At 58.7% G+C, this 15,030-nt stretch carries 14 protein-coding genes; 13 read left to right on the top strand and 1 reads right to left on the bottom strand.

What is annotated here, in order from left to right:
- The first annotated feature begins 236 nt into the window (after positions 1 to 236).
- From HMPREF3135_RS08415 to HMPREF3135_RS08450, 8 genes are all read left to right on the top strand, one after another.
- Complete coding sequence (locus HMPREF3135_RS08415) at positions 237 to 3,392, top strand: DUF4040 family protein (RefSeq protein ID WP_083280640.1); 3,156 nt, start codon at positions 237 to 239, stop codon at positions 3,390 to 3,392.
- Positions 3,389 to 3,871: a sodium:proton antiporter gene (locus HMPREF3135_RS08420; RefSeq protein WP_005511661.1), complete on the top strand. Its 483-nt coding sequence runs from the start codon at positions 3,389 to 3,391 to the stop codon at positions 3,869 to 3,871. Before HMPREF3135_RS08415 ends, HMPREF3135_RS08420 begins: the two co-directional genes overlap by 4 nt.
- 23 nt (positions 3,872 to 3,894) lie before the next feature.
- Positions 3,895 to 5,436: a monovalent cation/H+ antiporter subunit D family protein gene (locus HMPREF3135_RS08425; protein ID WP_246815094.1), complete on the top strand. Its 1,542-nt coding sequence runs from the start codon at positions 3,895 to 3,897 to the stop codon at positions 5,434 to 5,436.
- Complete coding sequence (locus tag HMPREF3135_RS08430) at positions 5,436 to 5,918, top strand: Na+/H+ antiporter subunit E (RefSeq protein WP_070429236.1); 483 nt, start codon at positions 5,436 to 5,438, stop codon at positions 5,916 to 5,918. Before HMPREF3135_RS08425 ends, HMPREF3135_RS08430 begins: the two co-directional genes overlap by 1 nt.
- Positions 5,915 to 6,205, top strand: coding sequence for a monovalent cation/H+ antiporter complex subunit F (locus tag HMPREF3135_RS08435; RefSeq protein WP_005511667.1), 291 nt, complete (start codon positions 5,915 to 5,917; stop codon positions 6,203 to 6,205). Before HMPREF3135_RS08430 ends, HMPREF3135_RS08435 begins: the two co-directional genes overlap by 4 nt.
- Positions 6,206 to 6,229: 24 nt before the next feature.
- Positions 6,230 to 6,571 carry a monovalent cation/H(+) antiporter subunit G gene (locus tag HMPREF3135_RS08440; protein WP_016421914.1) on the top strand — a complete coding sequence of 114 codons (342 nt, stop codon included), beginning with the start codon at positions 6,230 to 6,232 and terminating at the stop codon, positions 6,569 to 6,571.
- 588 nt (positions 6,572 to 7,159) lie between these two features.
- Positions 7,160 to 7,468: a hypothetical protein gene (locus tag HMPREF3135_RS08445; protein ID WP_070439132.1), complete on the top strand. Its 309-nt coding sequence runs from the start codon at positions 7,160 to 7,162 to the stop codon at positions 7,466 to 7,468.
- A gap of 140 nt (positions 7,469 to 7,608) precedes the next feature.
- The gene (locus tag HMPREF3135_RS08450) at positions 7,609 to 7,956 is read left to right on the top strand and encodes a hypothetical protein (RefSeq protein ID WP_016421912.1); all 348 of its coding nucleotides are present in this window, start codon (positions 7,609 to 7,611) and stop codon (positions 7,954 to 7,956) included.
- A gap of 224 nt (positions 7,957 to 8,180) precedes the next feature.
- Here the strand turns inward: HMPREF3135_RS08450 and HMPREF3135_RS08455 are convergent, their stop codons facing one another.
- Positions 8,181 to 9,710 (bottom strand): catalase, encoded by a 1,530-nt coding sequence (locus HMPREF3135_RS08455; RefSeq protein ID WP_070429235.1) that lies wholly within the window; start codon positions 9,708 to 9,710, stop codon positions 8,181 to 8,183.
- A 362-nt stretch (positions 9,711 to 10,072) separates the two neighbouring features.
- On the opposite strand from HMPREF3135_RS08455, the gene HMPREF3135_RS08460 reads away from it, so the two are divergent.
- From HMPREF3135_RS08460 to HMPREF3135_RS11205, 5 genes are all read left to right on the top strand, one after another.
- Positions 10,073 to 11,164 (top strand): efflux RND transporter periplasmic adaptor subunit, encoded by a 1,092-nt coding sequence (locus HMPREF3135_RS08460; RefSeq protein ID WP_070429234.1) that lies wholly within the window; start codon positions 10,073 to 10,075, stop codon positions 11,162 to 11,164.
- Between the two features lie 9 nt (positions 11,165 to 11,173).
- A complete protein-coding gene (locus HMPREF3135_RS08465) occupies positions 11,174 to 11,911 on the top strand; it encodes an ABC transporter ATP-binding protein (protein WP_070429233.1) in 738 nt (245 codons plus the stop codon).
- A complete protein-coding gene (locus HMPREF3135_RS08470) occupies positions 11,898 to 13,331 on the top strand; it encodes an ABC transporter permease (protein ID WP_070429232.1) in 1,434 nt (477 codons plus the stop codon). Before HMPREF3135_RS08465 ends, HMPREF3135_RS08470 begins: the two co-directional genes overlap by 14 nt.
- Positions 13,332 to 13,432: 101 nt before the next feature.
- Entirely contained in the window at positions 13,433 to 14,017 is a 585-nt protein-coding gene (locus tag HMPREF3135_RS08475; protein WP_176719103.1) for an RNA polymerase sigma factor, read from the top strand.
- Positions 14,018 to 14,255: 238 nt separating this feature from the next.
- Entirely contained in the window at positions 14,256 to 14,888 is a 633-nt protein-coding gene (locus HMPREF3135_RS11205) for a trypsin-like serine protease (RefSeq protein WP_083276317.1), read from the top strand.
- Positions 14,889 to 15,030: the final 142 nt, after the last annotated feature.

Raw genomic sequence — 15,030 nt, forward strand, 5'->3', positions numbered from 1 at the left:
TTGTCATAAACGCAGTCAGTAACTCGCATCAATCCAACACCACCTGTCATAAACGCAGTCAGTAACTCGGTTCGACACCCCGTCCATCACTCGTACCTATGTATTTTCACTACTGGATCCGCAGAGCCTTTCCCCGCTCCCCCAAATGCCCCTTTCACCCCGCGTGGAGCATTTTCGTGGCTGTTAGTCTGTAGAAGTACGAACCTTTTTAACAGCAATGTGAAAGTAGCCCCCAAGTGACGCACCTGGCAACAGCTCTGGCATCAGCCAGCCCCTTTACAGCCAGTCCGCCGTCGGCGACCGCACCACCAGACCAGACATTGGCTTCTGAGTTTGCGTCCGGCGGCGTATCGGCAACATTGAATTCTTTAGATTCCGTTCTTTCTGCCCCGGCAACGATTACCGCCCAAGCAAGCAGCACCGCAGAGCACGCAACAACGCTCGCCGCCCAAGCCACCCAAGCAGCACAAGCCTCCGCCGACAGCCTGACCCTCCTTTCGGTCCCGCTGTTGGTCGCGGTTGCCCTGGCGCTGACCCCGCTGTTTGTGAAGATCCTTGGTCGTCACGCAGGCTGGCCCATCGTCGCGTTTTTTCTCGCGTCGGTGGTCCAGCTTTCGCGTGTAACGGGCGATGTTCTCAACGGCACCACCTTCACCTGGTCCCGCGTCTGGTCCCTGGAACTGAATGCGGCGTTTGCGCTGAAGCTCGATCCTCTCTCCATGGTGTTCAGTTTCTTGGCGCTGTTGGTGGGCTCGATAGTCTTCATCTACTCCACCGCGTATCTACCGCCGAAGAAATCCGCGATGAGCTTCTACGTCCTGATGACGGCGTTCATGCTGGCGGTTTTGCTCCTCGTGCTTGCCGACGACATCATGCTCCTCTTCATCGGGTGGGAGCTGGTCTCGATGGCGTCGTTCCTGCTCATTGCAAGGTCGGGCTCGTCGGGCGAGCTGGGCTCGTTGCGCACACTTCTGCTGACCTTCACCGGTGGCCTGCTTCTGCTGGCCGCTCTCGGCGGTGCTGTGTGGCTGACGGGTTCCACGAACCTCACCGAGGTTTTGGCCTCGCCTGAGTGGGAGGCCAACCCGACAGCGCGTAGCCTCATTGCCGCGCTGGTGGCCCTGGGTGCTTTCACGAAGGCAGCTCAGTTCCCCTTCCACGCCTGGCTTCCAGAGGCCATGGCGGCAGCAACTCCCGTCTCAGCTTTCTTGCACGCTGCGGCCGTCGTCAAAGCGGGCGTTTACCTGCTGATGCGTTTTTCCACGGTCTTCGCGGACGTGCGCGTGTGGCAGTTGCTGCTGATTGTCATGGGTATGTGGACGGCTGTTGCCACGGCCTACTTTGCGCTGCAGCAGACTGACTTGAAGAAGCTGATTGCGTACTCGACGGTCTCGCAGTTGGGTTGGATTGTCGCCACGATTGGTGTGGGCACGAAGTTCGCGATTATGACTGCGGTTGTGCACACCATTGCCCACGCGATGTTTAAGTCTTCGCTGTTCATGATGGCTGGCGTGGTTGATCACCAGGCGGGCACGCGCGACATTCGTCGCTTGGGTCCGCTGTGGAAGCAGATGCCGTGGAGCTTTGGCTCGATGATTTTCGGTGCGGCATCGATGGCGGCAATTCCGCCGTTCTTCGGCTTCATGTCGAAGGAGGGCATGCTGACCGCATTCGAGGGCGCGCCTTTGTCCAATACCGGTGTCGTCATCCTGCTGACAGTGGCGGCGATTGGTGCAATTGGTACTTTCGCGTACTCGGCACGCTTGGTGTTCGGTGCGTTCGTGGATGGTCCGCGCAACGTTGACCACATCAATGAGGCCCCGATTTCGCTGTGGCTTCCGGCCGCCATCCCTGGCGTGCTGAGCCTGCCTGCAGCCTTCGCTGCCGGCGCTATTTTGAACCGTCCGCTGGACCGCGTGGCGGATACGGTCGGTCAGCTTCCGGCTGGCACGACTCAGGAAGCGCACTTGAGCCTGTGGCACGGCGTAAACGTGCCGCTGATTATCTCCGTGATTGTGCTGGCTGTCGGCGTGGGCTTCATCTTCACTCGTGCCCGCGTAGGCGCCGTTATGGCAGACCGCAAGCTCTTCCCGTTCACTGGCGTGGAGGCAATCAACGCGTCGCTGAGCGTCTCGCAGCGTGTGGGACGCGCGATGGGCAAGGTGGCGCGTTCACATCAGCCATCGCGTCACCTGCTGCCGCTGCTTGGTTTGCTCGCGGTGTACGCCCTGGTTATTGCGATCGCTCCGGGTGTCGGCGGCGCTCCGGTGCTGCCGAAGATCGACGGCATCGACCACCTGACCGACCTGATTCCGCTGGTCGTTGTCGTGATTGGCGTGTGGGCCACGCTTCGGGCGAAGAACCGTTTGCAGGCGGCTGTGCTGCTCGGCGTCACCGGTGTTGGTGTCACGCTGCAGATTCTCCTGCTGGGCGCACCAGATGTGGCATTGACGCAGTTCATGGTGGAAATCCTGACTGTCGTGCTGATGATGCTGGTGCTGCGCTTCCAGCCGCGCGCGTTCTCTGAGACCTCAAAGAACCGCCAGGCTTCCGCCGCGGTCGTGGCAGTTGCCGTGGGCTTGGCTACGTTCGGCGCGGTGTGGTTCCTCACTGGCCGTCGTCAGTTGCCTGAGGTTGCGCAGTGGTACATCGACAACACTGAGAAGGTCACGGGCGAAACCAATATTGTCAACGTGATCCTGGTTGAGTTCCGTGCTTTCGATACCATGGGTGAGCTGGCGGTTCTCGGTATGGCGGGCGTCGCGATGGCGGCGGTTGTCACGTCGATGCCTCGCTTCCCGCACCTGCTCGATCAGCCCTCCCCGCTTGCGGAGCCCGCTCTGAACTCCATCATGATGCGCTGGCTGGTCCGCTGGCTGTCGCCGGTCCTGTTCGCTCTGTCTGCTGTGGTTCTCTACCGCGGCGGTACCGCTCCGGGCGGCGGCTTCAACGCGGCGCTGATTGGCGCCGCTGCCGTCATGCTGATTTACCTGTCCAAGGACCGCGACGAGCTGGTCTTCGGCAAGAAGACCCCAGTGGCGCTCAGCGCTGCGGGTGTCATCACGGCAATCGTCACGGGCTTCATCGGTTTCGCCAAGGGGTCGTTCTTGGCACCGCTGTACGGCGAGTTCCTGGGCCAGCACCTCACCACGGCATTGCTTTTCGACGTCGGCGTGTACCTGGCCGTCATCGGCATTGTGGCAACCGCGCTGAATCTCCTGGGCGGCCCGAACCGTCCTGGTATGACTGGGTCGGACGATGTGCTGCAGGATCTCTACTCAGACCGCTCGAGCTTGCGGGTGCCACCGGAGATGGGCGTGTTCGCCTCAGAAACGGAGAGCACCTCCGCCCCCGCCCCAGCTCATGCCACCGTCGAGGAGGCCAAGAAGTGATTATCGCCATCATGGCTGCCGTACTCGCAGGCGGTGGCACGTACCTGGTGCTACAGCGCGGCATGCTGCGCACCATTATCGGTATGACTCTGATTTCGCATGCCGCCAACCTGATTATTTTGTCCACGGGTGTCGGTGCCTGGCGCGGCGAGCCACTGCTGGGCAACGAAGCCACTGCGGGCGCTGGCGCTGCCGAGCAGATGGCTGACCCGTTGCCGCAGGCATTCGTGCTGACGGCCATCGTGATCACCATGGCTGTGACCGCCTTCATGCTGGCACTGGCTGGTTTGGGCCGCGATGACGACACTCGTATTCATGAGGACCGCGAGGCTATGCGGCAGCTGTCGACGGCTGGTCGTCGTGCGGGTAAGAATGTTCCGGCGGACTCGGACTCCACGGTCACCGGTACCCCAGGGGTCTCTTCGGCTCCGGATAAGTTCCCGCGCGAGACTCCTTTCGGCGGTGACGAGAAATGGTAGAAGCCTCTGCAATGACCTCTGCAATGTCTCCTTCAACTCTGTCTTCACTACTGCCACTGTTTGCGGCACTGCCGCTGATTTTGTCGGCAGTCACAGCCATCCTGCCGAAGCTGTGGATGCGAGCGACGATGGGCATCGCCGTTCCGGCCCTATCGTCGCTGGCTGCGTTTTGGGTGATGTTCTACGTCACTGAAAACGGCCCGGTCGGCCATGGTGTGGGCGCGTTCCCCGGTGGTATCTCGATTCCTTTCTTGGCGGACACGTTCTCCATGCTGATGCTGGGCGTGGCCGCAGCTGTGGTCGCCATCGGTAACTGGTTCGCCCACGTCGCGGGTGAAAACACCTCGCGGTTCTTCCCCTCCCTGACGCTGATGATGTTGGCCGGCATGTCGGGTGCGTTCCTGACTGCCGACCTGTTCAACTTCTTCGTGTTCATGGAGGTCATGCTGCTGCCCTCCTACGGCCTGATTGCAGTAACCGGTACCTGGCACCGCCTGGCTGCTGGTCGTAACTTCGTGCTGGTCAACCTCTTGACCTCCACGGTGCTGCTGATTGGCGTCGCGCTGATCTACGGCTCGGCGGGCAATGTGAACATCGCAATGCTGGCCGACATGGCCAGCGAGGGCGGCCCTGGCGGCACGGGTGTGGTCGCGCTGGGCATTGTCATCATCGCACTATGTGTGAAGGCTGGTTTGGTTCCGGCGCACACGTGGTTGCCTAGGACGTACCCGTCGACAAGCCCTGCGGTGATGGCGCTGTTCTCTGCGGTGCATACGAAGGTTGCGGTGTACATGCTGTTCCGCATCTACGTCGTGATTGTGGGCATGAACCCCTCCTGGCACTGGCCGATTATTATCATCATGGCAATCTCGATGCTGGTCGGCGCGTTTGCTGGTCTCGCCGAGAACACCATGCGTGAGGTGCTCGCATACCAGATGGTCACGGGTATGCCATTCATTCTGATTGTGCTGGCGTTCACGGATGCTAACGACGGCGGCGGCGCCAAGGCGGCACTGGCTGCGGGTATTTTCTACGCGATCCACCACATGGTGACTGTCGGCGCCCTCATTCTGGGCTCCGGTGCGGTGGAAGAGACCTACGGTACGGGTACGCTCTCCAGGCTTTCTGGGCTTGCCCGCCGCGACCAAGCAATCGCCTGGGTGATGGCGGCGATGAGCTTCTCCATTGTTGGCTTCCCGCCATTTTCCGGTGTGTGGGGCAAGGTGGGCATTGTCTTCGCCTCTGCCGCTACTGGCGATGCCCGTTCGATTGTTGCAATCACCGCAATCATCGTGGCCTCGCTGGGCTCGCTGCTGGCCATGATTCGGCTGTGGCGCGCGGTCTTCTGGGGCCGCCCCATGCAGGGCGTGGACGATTCCGTTCGCGTTCCGGGCGCGCTGGTTGCGCCGTCCGCCATGCTGGCAATTGTTTCTGTGGCGATGTTCGTCGCGGTCGGTGCCGTCACTTGGGCAACTACCGGTGCGGCTGATGCGCTGCTGAATATTGATGGCTACCGCGAGGCCACTCTCGGCGGGGTTGAAAACGCCATCGGAGGTATTTACTGATGAAGTTCCTGCATGTTATCCGCTATTCCCTCTGGCTGGTCTGGCAGGTTGTTGTGGCTGCGACGGACGTGGTGCGTGATACGCTGCGCCCGCACCAGAAGCAGCAGCCGGTGCTCATTGGGCTGCCGCTGCGTGTGAAGTCTGACCTTGAGGTCACTCTCTTTGCCGAGTCCATCACCATGACCCCGGGCACGCTGGTCTGCGGTGTCCGTGAGACCGATGTGGGACGGTTGTTCATCATCCACGCAATCTTCGGTGCCGACCTGGACGCGCTGTACGACTCCCTCTACGACATGGAGGAGCACCTCGTTCCCAGCCTCCGCGATGTCCCCCGCCCGAAGGCGTTCGTCTTCGAGGAGTACAGCGCGGGCAAGTTCATTGACCCGGATGCCGTCGTCGGCGTTGCCGCTGAGGTCGACCATGGTCTGCCGCTGCCGGATGGCATTGCCTCCAAAGGCGAAGACAAAGGAGCACACTCATGAATGACACATTGATCGATCCCACCGCAGTACAGGTAATCAGTGGCATTGGCATTGCTCTATGTTCAGTGGCGCTGCTTGTGGGAGTGGTGCTGATCTTCCGGGTCAAGGGCAATGTCTCACGCGCAGTGCTTTCCGACGCCGCCTTCTACCCCATGGTGGGAGTGTTCCTCACAACTGCCATGCTGCGGACTACGGCCATCACTTTCGATATTGCAATGCTGGCGGGTCTGCTTGGCATTTTGTCGACCGTGGGCCTGGCCCGAGTTATTTCCCGTGGCCGCCGCTAAGACCGATTAAGGACGAATCGCAATATGAGTATCGCTTCAATTCTTGTAACTATATTGTTTGCCGTGCTGGTCATTGGCGGATCTTTGTACCTGCTCCTGGCGGGCGTGGCCATGTGGCGCTCTAAAGATGCCTTGAGCCGGTTGAACCAGCTTTCAGCCGGAATCATGGTGGGCATCCCCGCACTGGTGATTGCCAACTTAGTCCTAGAGGCCGACCAGGGCGATTTGACGTGGGGCAAAACCCTCACCGCCATTCTGGCCATTGTTGCTGTCCTGGTCGTCGCTACTGTCGCCTCCGAGGTACTTGGACGCGCGGTCCTGGGTGCCCGTGACGGCTCCGCTGAGGACTACGTCCCGGAGCGGTAGCTAGTGGCGCGGGAAACGTCCTGAACACACCGTTAGCGGCCAGTTTCACAGCGACCCCTCAGCGCGCTCCGACACCCCCTTTAGGCCACCCGGCCTACCCAAAAGGGGGTATATTTCCCCACACTTTTGGCCTCCCACAATGTGATGTACATCTCATAGGCTATGACCCGCTCGTTAACTCCGTTTATGCCCCTAAATTGAGTGGCAGTTTTTGCCATTTACTAAAGTTTGGCTACCTTTACTTAGGGAACCCTTAATCATCATTTTTGATGAATTTGCCGTTTGCCTGCACCTTTGTGACACCAAGAACAAAACAATCAATGCAATTCCGGTAAATTTTAAGAAAACAACACTCTTGTCATCCGATATTCAGGCAGATACCGGAGTCGTCACAGACACCACCAAACCGCCCTCTTTCCAATATTTTTAGGCGGATTTGAGCGAGATTCAAGGGACACAACCGACCAGAAGCGGGCCGAAGCACTTATTTTTTCATTGCAGCCCCTTGCCCCATCGGTTAACTTAATTTCTGTGAGTCAGCCAAGAGCGACTCAAAATCTTTATCCCCGAGAACCTAAGGATTTTCTCATGTCCTGCCCCGCAGAAGATATCGCAACCATCCTCGAAGCCCTTCCGGCCGTCACCGTTGAGAGCCCGCTGCCGGCTTTCGAGCAGCTGGCTGGCAACGACGTCAACTTCGCTAACGTCGGTGGCGACCTGAACCTGCCGTTCGGTAACGACTTCCTGGACATCTCCGTCACCGACGACCACTCCACCCACGACTCCCACGACGTCGAGGTTTCCGACTTCCTGAACCCGGAGACCACCGTCGACAAGTCCGACCAGCGTAAGTTCGACTTCCTGAACCCGAGCATCTCTGGCATCGGCGCCAAGTAAGCTCCTGGGCTTCATGGCAGGACAATAGCTCCGCCAATCCTTGACACAATAAACCGCCAGTCTCTAAAAAAGACTGCGGTTTATTGTTCAGTTAAAACCGATATTCTTCATTTCGTTACTGTCTAAAAGGAACACCAAAAATGGACGTCACTCCTATCGTTGAGGTTCTGGAAGCAATGCCTTCCGGCCCGACCGTCAACGTCACCTTCGAGATTAACCCGACCATCGATGGTGACCTGACCCTCCTGGAAACCGGTGACTGGAACGCTCCGTTCGGCCGCGACTTCATGGACATCAACATCACGAACGATCAGTCCACCCACAACGACAACTCCACCCACGTCTCCGGCGTTGAGGCTGATAGTGTCTCCGACGCTGCCGAACAGGGTCGAGAGGTGTCCGAGTCCGCCGAAGAAGCCGACGAGGCTGCAGCTGCTCCGAAGTCGCTTTTCAACGGCTCCCCGAGCCTGCCGGGCATCGGTGCCTAAAACAGCTCACACTTAGGGTTGTTCCTTAGCCGCCCAAACCGGGCCGGCGTGCAGGCAACCACAAAGCCGTGGCTGTCATGCACAGACAGAAGTTTTAAATAAAGCGTTAGCCCTGCAGATGGTTCAACCATTTGCAGGGCTAACGCTTTTCTATTTACTTTGATCTACCGCGTGACTGTGCAGCTCTACTCTGCGGTTTTACTGCACAGCCCTACGCGGTTGCTTTACTTCGTTGCCTTAAAGCGCTTTTCCACCTCGGCACCGAGCCAGGAATCAACGTTGGTCCAGTACTGGTAGACACGCTGCTCCACCTCTGGGGAAACACCCTGCATGGCACCGACGATGTTGTTTGCCAAGCGATCGCGCTCGGCATCGTCCATCACGTTGCGAACAAGGTCGCCTGGCTGCGAGAAGTCATCATCCTCAGGGTGCTGCACGTAGGCGCCAGCGTAGAACTCTTCGCCCACGCTCTCCCACTGACCAAAGGCACCAGCATCGACCTGGCCGGCGTGACCGGAGCGCACTGGGCAACCAGCGGCCTTAGCCGCAGCCTCAGTATCGGCCTCCGGGCCGCGAGCGGTGGCGTTGGAGCCGTGAACCGGCAGCTTCGGATCCGAGTAGTAGTACGTGGCCGCACCATCCTGCGAGAAGGAATTCACTGGGCAGCGAGACTGGTTCACCGGCAGCTGATCGCTGTTGACGCCAAGGCGGTAGCGGTGCGCATCAGCGTAGGAGAACACACGCGCCAGCAGCATCTTGTCCGGCGAGAAGCCAACACCCGGCACGGTATTCGACGGCGCGAAAGCAGCCTGCTCAATCTCGGCAAAGAAGTTGCCCGGATTGCGGTTCAGGGTGAAGTGGCCGACTGGAATCAGAGGGTAGTCCTTCTGCGACCAGGTCTTGGTCAGGTCGAACGGGTTCACCTTGTAGCTGGCAGCCTCGTCGTAAGGCATGATCTGCACCTTGACGTCCCAGGTTGGGTAGTCGCCGCGCTCAATTGCCTCGAAGAGATCCTGGCGAGCATGGTCGGTGTTTTCGCCTACCAGCTCAGCGGCCTCATCATCCGTCAGGAAGTCCCAGCCCTGGCGAGTCTTAAAGTGGTACTTAACCCAGAAACGCTCACCTTCAGCGTTAATCCACTGGTAGGTGTGGGAACCGAAGCCGTCCATATGACGGAAGTCCTTCGGAATACCACGGTCACCCATCAAGTAGGTGACCTGGTGAGCGGACTCCGGAGAGGCAGTCCAGAAATCCCACTGCATATTGGCATCGCGCAGGCCCGTATCCGGCAGGCGCTTCTGAGAGTGGATGAAGTCCGGGAACTTAATGCCATCGCGGATGAAGAACACTGGAGTGTTGTTGCCCACGATGTCGAGGTTGCCCTCTTCGGTATAGAACTTCAGCGAAAAGCCACGCACGTCACGCCAACCATCCGGGGAGCCCTGCTCACCAGCGACAGTGGAGAATCGCGCCAGCATCGGAGTGACAGTGTTCGGCTGGAAGACGGCAGCCTTGGTGTACTTGGAGACATCCTCGGTGACGGTCAGCTCACCGAAAGCACCTGCGCCCTTAGCGTGAACAACGCGCTCCGGAATGCGCTCACGGTTGAAGTGCGCGAGTTTTTCCAGCAGGTGGACGTCGTGGAGGTTAATACCTCCCTGTAGGCCATTGGTTTGCGAGTGCTGCTCTGTAGGAACCGGCGCACCGTTGAGACGAGTGGTCGGACCATTGGAGCCTTCATAGAGATTCGACATGGGGGCGTTTCCTCCTAAAGACAAGGGCTAGATAACAGTCACAACATGCCCTGACGTTTTCCACCCTACACGAAGTTTCATATTCTGCCTATTAGTCGACCATGATTGATATGTGGCCTTAATTATTAGTCCGATTAGGTTCGCTGTATCGGCGACAAACAACCGACCCCAAAAGGACAGATTTCCCCCAAGGAAAACCACACACAATGACCGTCGAAAAGCACTTACTGCGCTTTCAAGCAATACCTATCAGCAGTGAATAAAAGGTATAGCCAGCACTACCACTGCCCGCAGGCGTTGAGGGTAGGATTTTTCGCGTACCACGCTGTCAATTTGGATTTTGATCGGATACTTCTGCAGACATGAAAAAACAAGGGAGGGGCGCAAAAGCGCTCACAATCTTCAAGTACACGCTGGCGTTGCTGGCGACCATTGCGCTTCTCAAGATCGCATTCTTCCCCGCTAACGACGAGGACTTTGCGCAAGCAACCGGTGATTTCTCCCAACCCACCACGGAGCTATCCCCTCAGCGGATCAATAACACGCAGAAGCTGTCTGCCACCATCGTCCCGGACGAGCCCACCGTGATCCGCGCCAACGCTTCCGGTGAAATCACTGACGCCTATGTCAACAGCGGCGGCAACGCCGTAGAGGGGCAGAACCTGCTTCAGGTGAAGAAGACCTCGGTATCTGAGACTGCCAGCACCTCCGGCGGCGCGGATTCCGATGAAGAAGGCGCCGCAGCCGCCGCACCCGAAACTACCGTGACCTGGGGAAACATCACCGCTAAGGCTTCTGGCACTGTGCAGTGGGATATCGTCATTGGCCAGACGGTTGAGATCGGCCAGGAGATTGGCACGATTTCTCCGAACAGCTTCCACGCCGTAGCACCTATTAAGCCGAGCCAGCTGTACACGCTGGGAGACTCGATTAACAATGGCCGCCTCGCCATCAACGATGGCCCGGCACCGTTTTTGTGTGATTCGGTGAAGACTGTCACTGGAAGTAGCGCGGGCTCGCAGAACACTGGCGCCGGAGATGGTGCTGGCATGGGCGCCGCCGCTGCTGGAAATTCCTCGGGCGGCCCACAGCTGCGCTGTGACATTCCCGCAGATCAGACCGTCTACGAAGGTGTTCCTGCCACGCTGATTCTTGGCAGCGGCACCACCTCGGAGGTCCCGGCACTGCCGGTGACCGCGGTGGAGGGACGCTTCCGCGAAGGTGTCGTCTACGCTCCGGCTAAGGATGGCGGCAAGCCCACCAAAATCAAGGTTGAGCTCGGCGCCAACGATGGCACTTTCATTGAGATCAAGCGCGGCCTGAAGGAAGGCCAGCAGGTTTTGGAGTACGTGCCGTCCTACAAGGATGAGTCCGCCGGCACTGGCACCGGCGCTGGTGATGGCAGTGACACTGGCTTCGATGAGTCCGGCGATGACGCTGGCTCTGAAAAGTAGGCCCGCGCCATGCTTAGTTTGACCGCAGTCACTCGAACAGTGACGCTCCCCAACGGCGAGGAGCTGCCTATTTTGAAAGGCATCGACCTCGACGTGCCACGCGGCGAGCACCTCAGCATTGTCGGCCAGTCCGGTTCGGGTAAGTCAACGCTACTGAACATCATTGGCATGCTCGATTTGCCGGATTCCGGCACGTACACGTTCGACGGCACCGATATTTCCACCTTGTCGGACAGGAAACGCGCTGCGCTCCGGGGCGATAATTTGGGATTCGTCTTCCAGCAATTCAACCTCTTCCCCTCCCGCACCACGCTGGAAAACGTCGAGGTTCCGCTGATGTACGACCGGGGCGAGAAGTTTTGGAATCGCACCGAGCTCGCCGCCGCGATGCTGGAGCGCGTCGGCCTGGGCGATCGCCTAGAGGCCACGCCTTCCCAGCTTTCCGGTGGTGAACAGCAGCGTGTGGCTATTGCCCGCGCGCTCGTGCGCCAACCGCAACTCATTCTTGCCGATGAGCCCACCGGTGCGCTCGATGTCGACACCGGCAAGATCGTCATGAATTTGCTCGAAGAAGTCGCGGCGGAAAACAACGCCGCATTGATTCTGATCACACACGATTTAGAGGTCGCCGAGCGCGGCGATCGTGTGCTTGAGCTTCGCGACGGTCAGTTGCACGCCGACTCCGTCCTGCTATCTGCTGCCAACGCCATGCACGGCTCCGAGGAGGTTGCTGATGACGACGAATAAAGAAACAGAGTCGAAGTCACGGCCTTCCTTCCTCTATGCAGCAACGCCTTATCTCGGCGCTCTGCTGGAAGCGTGGCATGAGCTGCGCATTAACCGTGGCCGCATCATGCTGTCGCTGGTCAGTGTGGCTGCCGCAGTGTGGGCGATGACCACAGTGATTGCACTTGGCAATATTCTCACCAGCTCTCAGGATGCGGTCACCGCACAGAGTACGGGTATCGCCGGCACGGTTACGTTGACTGCCGGAGCGGGTAGTTCCGATTCTGAAGATGGTGGCAACTTCGGCGATGGCGGCTTCGGCGGCGATTTCAGCGACGGCACGATGGCCGATAGCTTTGGCGACTTCGGCGGCGAGGGCACCGGTGGAAACGGCCCGGACGATTTGAGCGTCATCAACCCAGACGGGTCTATCAACGACGCCTTTTCCGCTGCCACCCACCGCCTGGTGGAGACCACTCACGCCAACTTGTGGTCGCGAGTTCGAATGCAGCCAGCGACTCCCGAGCAAAATATGGATGACTGCGCCCCGGATGATTACGAGTGTTTTTCGCCAGGTACTCCCGAGCTGATCGCCGCTGACCCGGGCTGGTTCGATATCTACGCCCGCACCATCGTGCAGGGACGCCGTTTGGAAGATGCCGATGGCCAGCGCTTGATGAACCCCGTGGTGGTCAACGACCAGTTCTACGAGAGCCTGGGAAACCCAGCGCTAGCCGACCACCCAACCTTCACCTTGAAGGAAACCGGCAACACCACCTTCACCGTGGTGGGAGTGTATAAATCCCTCGGATCGTGGGACGCCCCGAGCATTGTCACGCACTATGATTCCTTCCTCAACGCCGGCTACGAGGGACAGGTGGGTGAGCCGCAACTTCTCGTCGCAACGCCTGAAGAATCCGCGAAGGAGAACCAGAAAGCGCTGCACAACATTTTCCAGGCGGAGCTTGGCCCCAGCTGGAAGGTGAATACCTCCCTGTCGGAGAAGGACACGCAGATTTCCCAGGAGATGAATAACACCATCACCACTGCGCTCGGCATTATCGGCGGCATTGTGATTGCGCTTGGTGCATTGGGGCTGCTCACGGTCTCGATTGTCACCATTGGCCACCGCGTCCGTGAGATTGGTATTCGTCGCGCAATGGGCGCGTCGGCAGGCAGGATCTTTATCTCTGTGTTCCTGGAGTCGATTGTCGCCACGACGGTGGCGGGTGTGGTTGGCGTGATTGTCTCGATCATCACGGTCAAGCAGCTGCCGCTGGATAAGATGCTGGCGTTGCCGCTGGAGACCGGTGCCGTGGCCTACCCCGTCACGGCCGCTGTGATTGGCGTGCTGGTCGCAACATTAGTGGGTGCCTTGGCGGGCATCATCCCCGCCACTATTGCCGTCCGCGTCAAGCCCATCGACGCCATCCGCTTCTAGCATTTCAGCCCCTAGTTCGCCTGGCTGCGTCGCCTCCTGCTTTTGCAGGTGAGGCCACGTGCAGCCAGGCGAATTATCTTTAGGTTTTAAGTTGCTAAGCTATGTCCATGACTCCCGCACGCCTCGTCTCTAATGACGAATACATCACGCAGCTGGCGCTGAAGGCCGGCCGCGGTGATCAGGCTGCGCTGACGGAGTTCGTGCGGCTGACCCAGAAGGACGTGTGGCGTCTGGTCGCACATCTGGGCGGCGTTGATGCCGCGGATGATTTAACGCAGGAGACGTATCTGCGCGTGATGGGGGCACTTCCCCGCTTTGCGGCGCGTTCTTCTGCCCGCACGTGGCTGTTGTCGCTGGCTCGGCGCGTGTGGGTGGATTCGGTCCGCCATGATTCGGCACGCCCAAAGAAGTCTGCGATGGAAGTGGAAAACGCTGCCGAGCAGTTCACGACCGGCGAATCGTGGTCAGAGCTCGCTGACGCCCGCGTGCTGCTGGAGCAGCTGCCGGAGGAACGCCGCGAGGCACTCATTCTGACGCAGGTGCTGGGTTACTCCTACGCGGAGGCCGCGGAAATCGCAGGTTGTCGTGTGGGCACTATTCGCTCACGCGTCGCCCGTGCGCGCCGCGATTTGGTTGCCGCGCTTGACGACGGCGACAGTGCCAGCGGCGACTCTGCAGCTGTGTAAACCCGCTCCCCCAATGGACGTTGATCTTTCTTCTACCCCATTTTTGGAACACTATCGCGCATGATTGCTCAGTTGAGCGTAGGTTCTGCCTTAACTGATAGTTTTATACATTTCCTTATATTCGCGATACGAAACGGGTATATGAACTGCCCCAGTACGCATACGTTCCATCTTTTCCGACGAGATTAGCTTTGTTTTGGGCCACCACCGACCAACTCACTGAGGAGCAGATTTCCCCATGAATAGACCTTCATGGATTTTCACTGTCACTGCCGTTATCACCGCTACAACCGGACTACCCGCCTACGCCGCCACCATTAACCAAGGTGATCCAGTAGTCATCATTCACGCTAATGGCCCACAAGCTAGTGTCTGTACAGCTGGCTATGTCGACAAAACCAATTCGCAAATCTACACAGCAGGTCATTGTGGACAAGAGGGAGACACAGTGACGGATGGGACATTTCAGAAAATTGGAGTTTTCCAACCGTCTCCCACATATGACCATTCACTAGATACGGGGAACGATATTGGCGTTGTCTCGCTTGACGACCCCGCTACTGCAGGCGTGAATTCGTATTCAGGCGACTCAATGCTATCCCCCACCGATGTTCAAACTGGCGAGACAGTCTGCATATACGGAAATACTACGGGGAAAGTTTCCTGCGGTTTAGCCGCTGATCGCGAGGCATACCAAATCGAGGACAACGCTCTACAGGTTCAAAACGTACAGGCTCAACGCGGCGATTCCGGAGGGCCTGTATGGGTTCCGGAGAAAGGTGCTGTCGGTGTTGTTTCAACTACCTGGAACATCATCGATGGGAACGGACAGAAGCTTGGTTCCTATATCACCGCTAATTCACCCTGGTAAGAGCGCTTTGTTTACGTAGGGCTTGTCATCCTCTGAGGTCACGTCACCCGACCGAGGAAAACAAGCCATCACCGATAGCCAAAGGCGAAAGCCCGCCTCTCCTACCGATTACTCAGTAGGAGAGGCGGGCTTGATTCGTCAG

Origin of the sequence: Corynebacterium sp. HMSC14H10 (assembly GCF_001807105.1) — a bacterium.
GTDB classification, from domain to species: domain Bacteria; phylum Actinomycetota; class Actinomycetes; order Mycobacteriales; family Mycobacteriaceae; genus Corynebacterium; species Corynebacterium jeikeium_D.

Excerpts from the sequence above, each read along its gene's own strand:
- HMPREF3135_RS08425 (WP_246815094.1), top strand. The coding sequence starts at position 3,895 with ATGTCTCCTTCAACTCTGTCTTCACTACTGCCACTGTTTGCGGCACTG.
- HMPREF3135_RS08430 (WP_070429236.1), top strand. The coding sequence starts at position 5,436 with ATGAAGTTCCTGCATGTTATCCGCTATTCCCTCTGGCTGGTCTGGCAG.
- HMPREF3135_RS08435 (WP_005511667.1), top strand. The coding sequence starts at position 5,915 with ATGAATGACACATTGATCGATCCCACCGCAGTACAGGTAATCAGTGGC.
- HMPREF3135_RS08440 (WP_016421914.1), top strand. The coding sequence starts at position 6,230 with ATGAGTATCGCTTCAATTCTTGTAACTATATTGTTTGCCGTGCTGGTC.
- HMPREF3135_RS08445 (WP_070439132.1), top strand. The coding sequence starts at position 7,160 with ATGTCCTGCCCCGCAGAAGATATCGCAACCATCCTCGAAGCCCTTCCG.
- HMPREF3135_RS08450 (WP_016421912.1), top strand. The coding sequence starts at position 7,609 with ATGGACGTCACTCCTATCGTTGAGGTTCTGGAAGCAATGCCTTCCGGC.
- HMPREF3135_RS08455 (WP_070429235.1), bottom strand. The coding sequence starts at position 9,710 with ATGTCGAATCTCTATGAAGGCTCCAATGGTCCGACCACTCGTCTCAAC.
- HMPREF3135_RS08460 (WP_070429234.1), top strand. The coding sequence starts at position 10,073 with ATGAAAAAACAAGGGAGGGGCGCAAAAGCGCTCACAATCTTCAAGTAC.
- HMPREF3135_RS08465 (WP_070429233.1), top strand. The coding sequence starts at position 11,174 with ATGCTTAGTTTGACCGCAGTCACTCGAACAGTGACGCTCCCCAACGGC.
- HMPREF3135_RS08470 (WP_070429232.1), top strand. The coding sequence starts at position 11,898 with ATGACGACGAATAAAGAAACAGAGTCGAAGTCACGGCCTTCCTTCCTC.
- HMPREF3135_RS08475 (WP_176719103.1), top strand. The coding sequence starts at position 13,433 with ATGTCCATGACTCCCGCACGCCTCGTCTCTAATGACGAATACATCACG.
- HMPREF3135_RS11205 (WP_083276317.1), top strand. The coding sequence starts at position 14,256 with ATGAATAGACCTTCATGGATTTTCACTGTCACTGCCGTTATCACCGCT.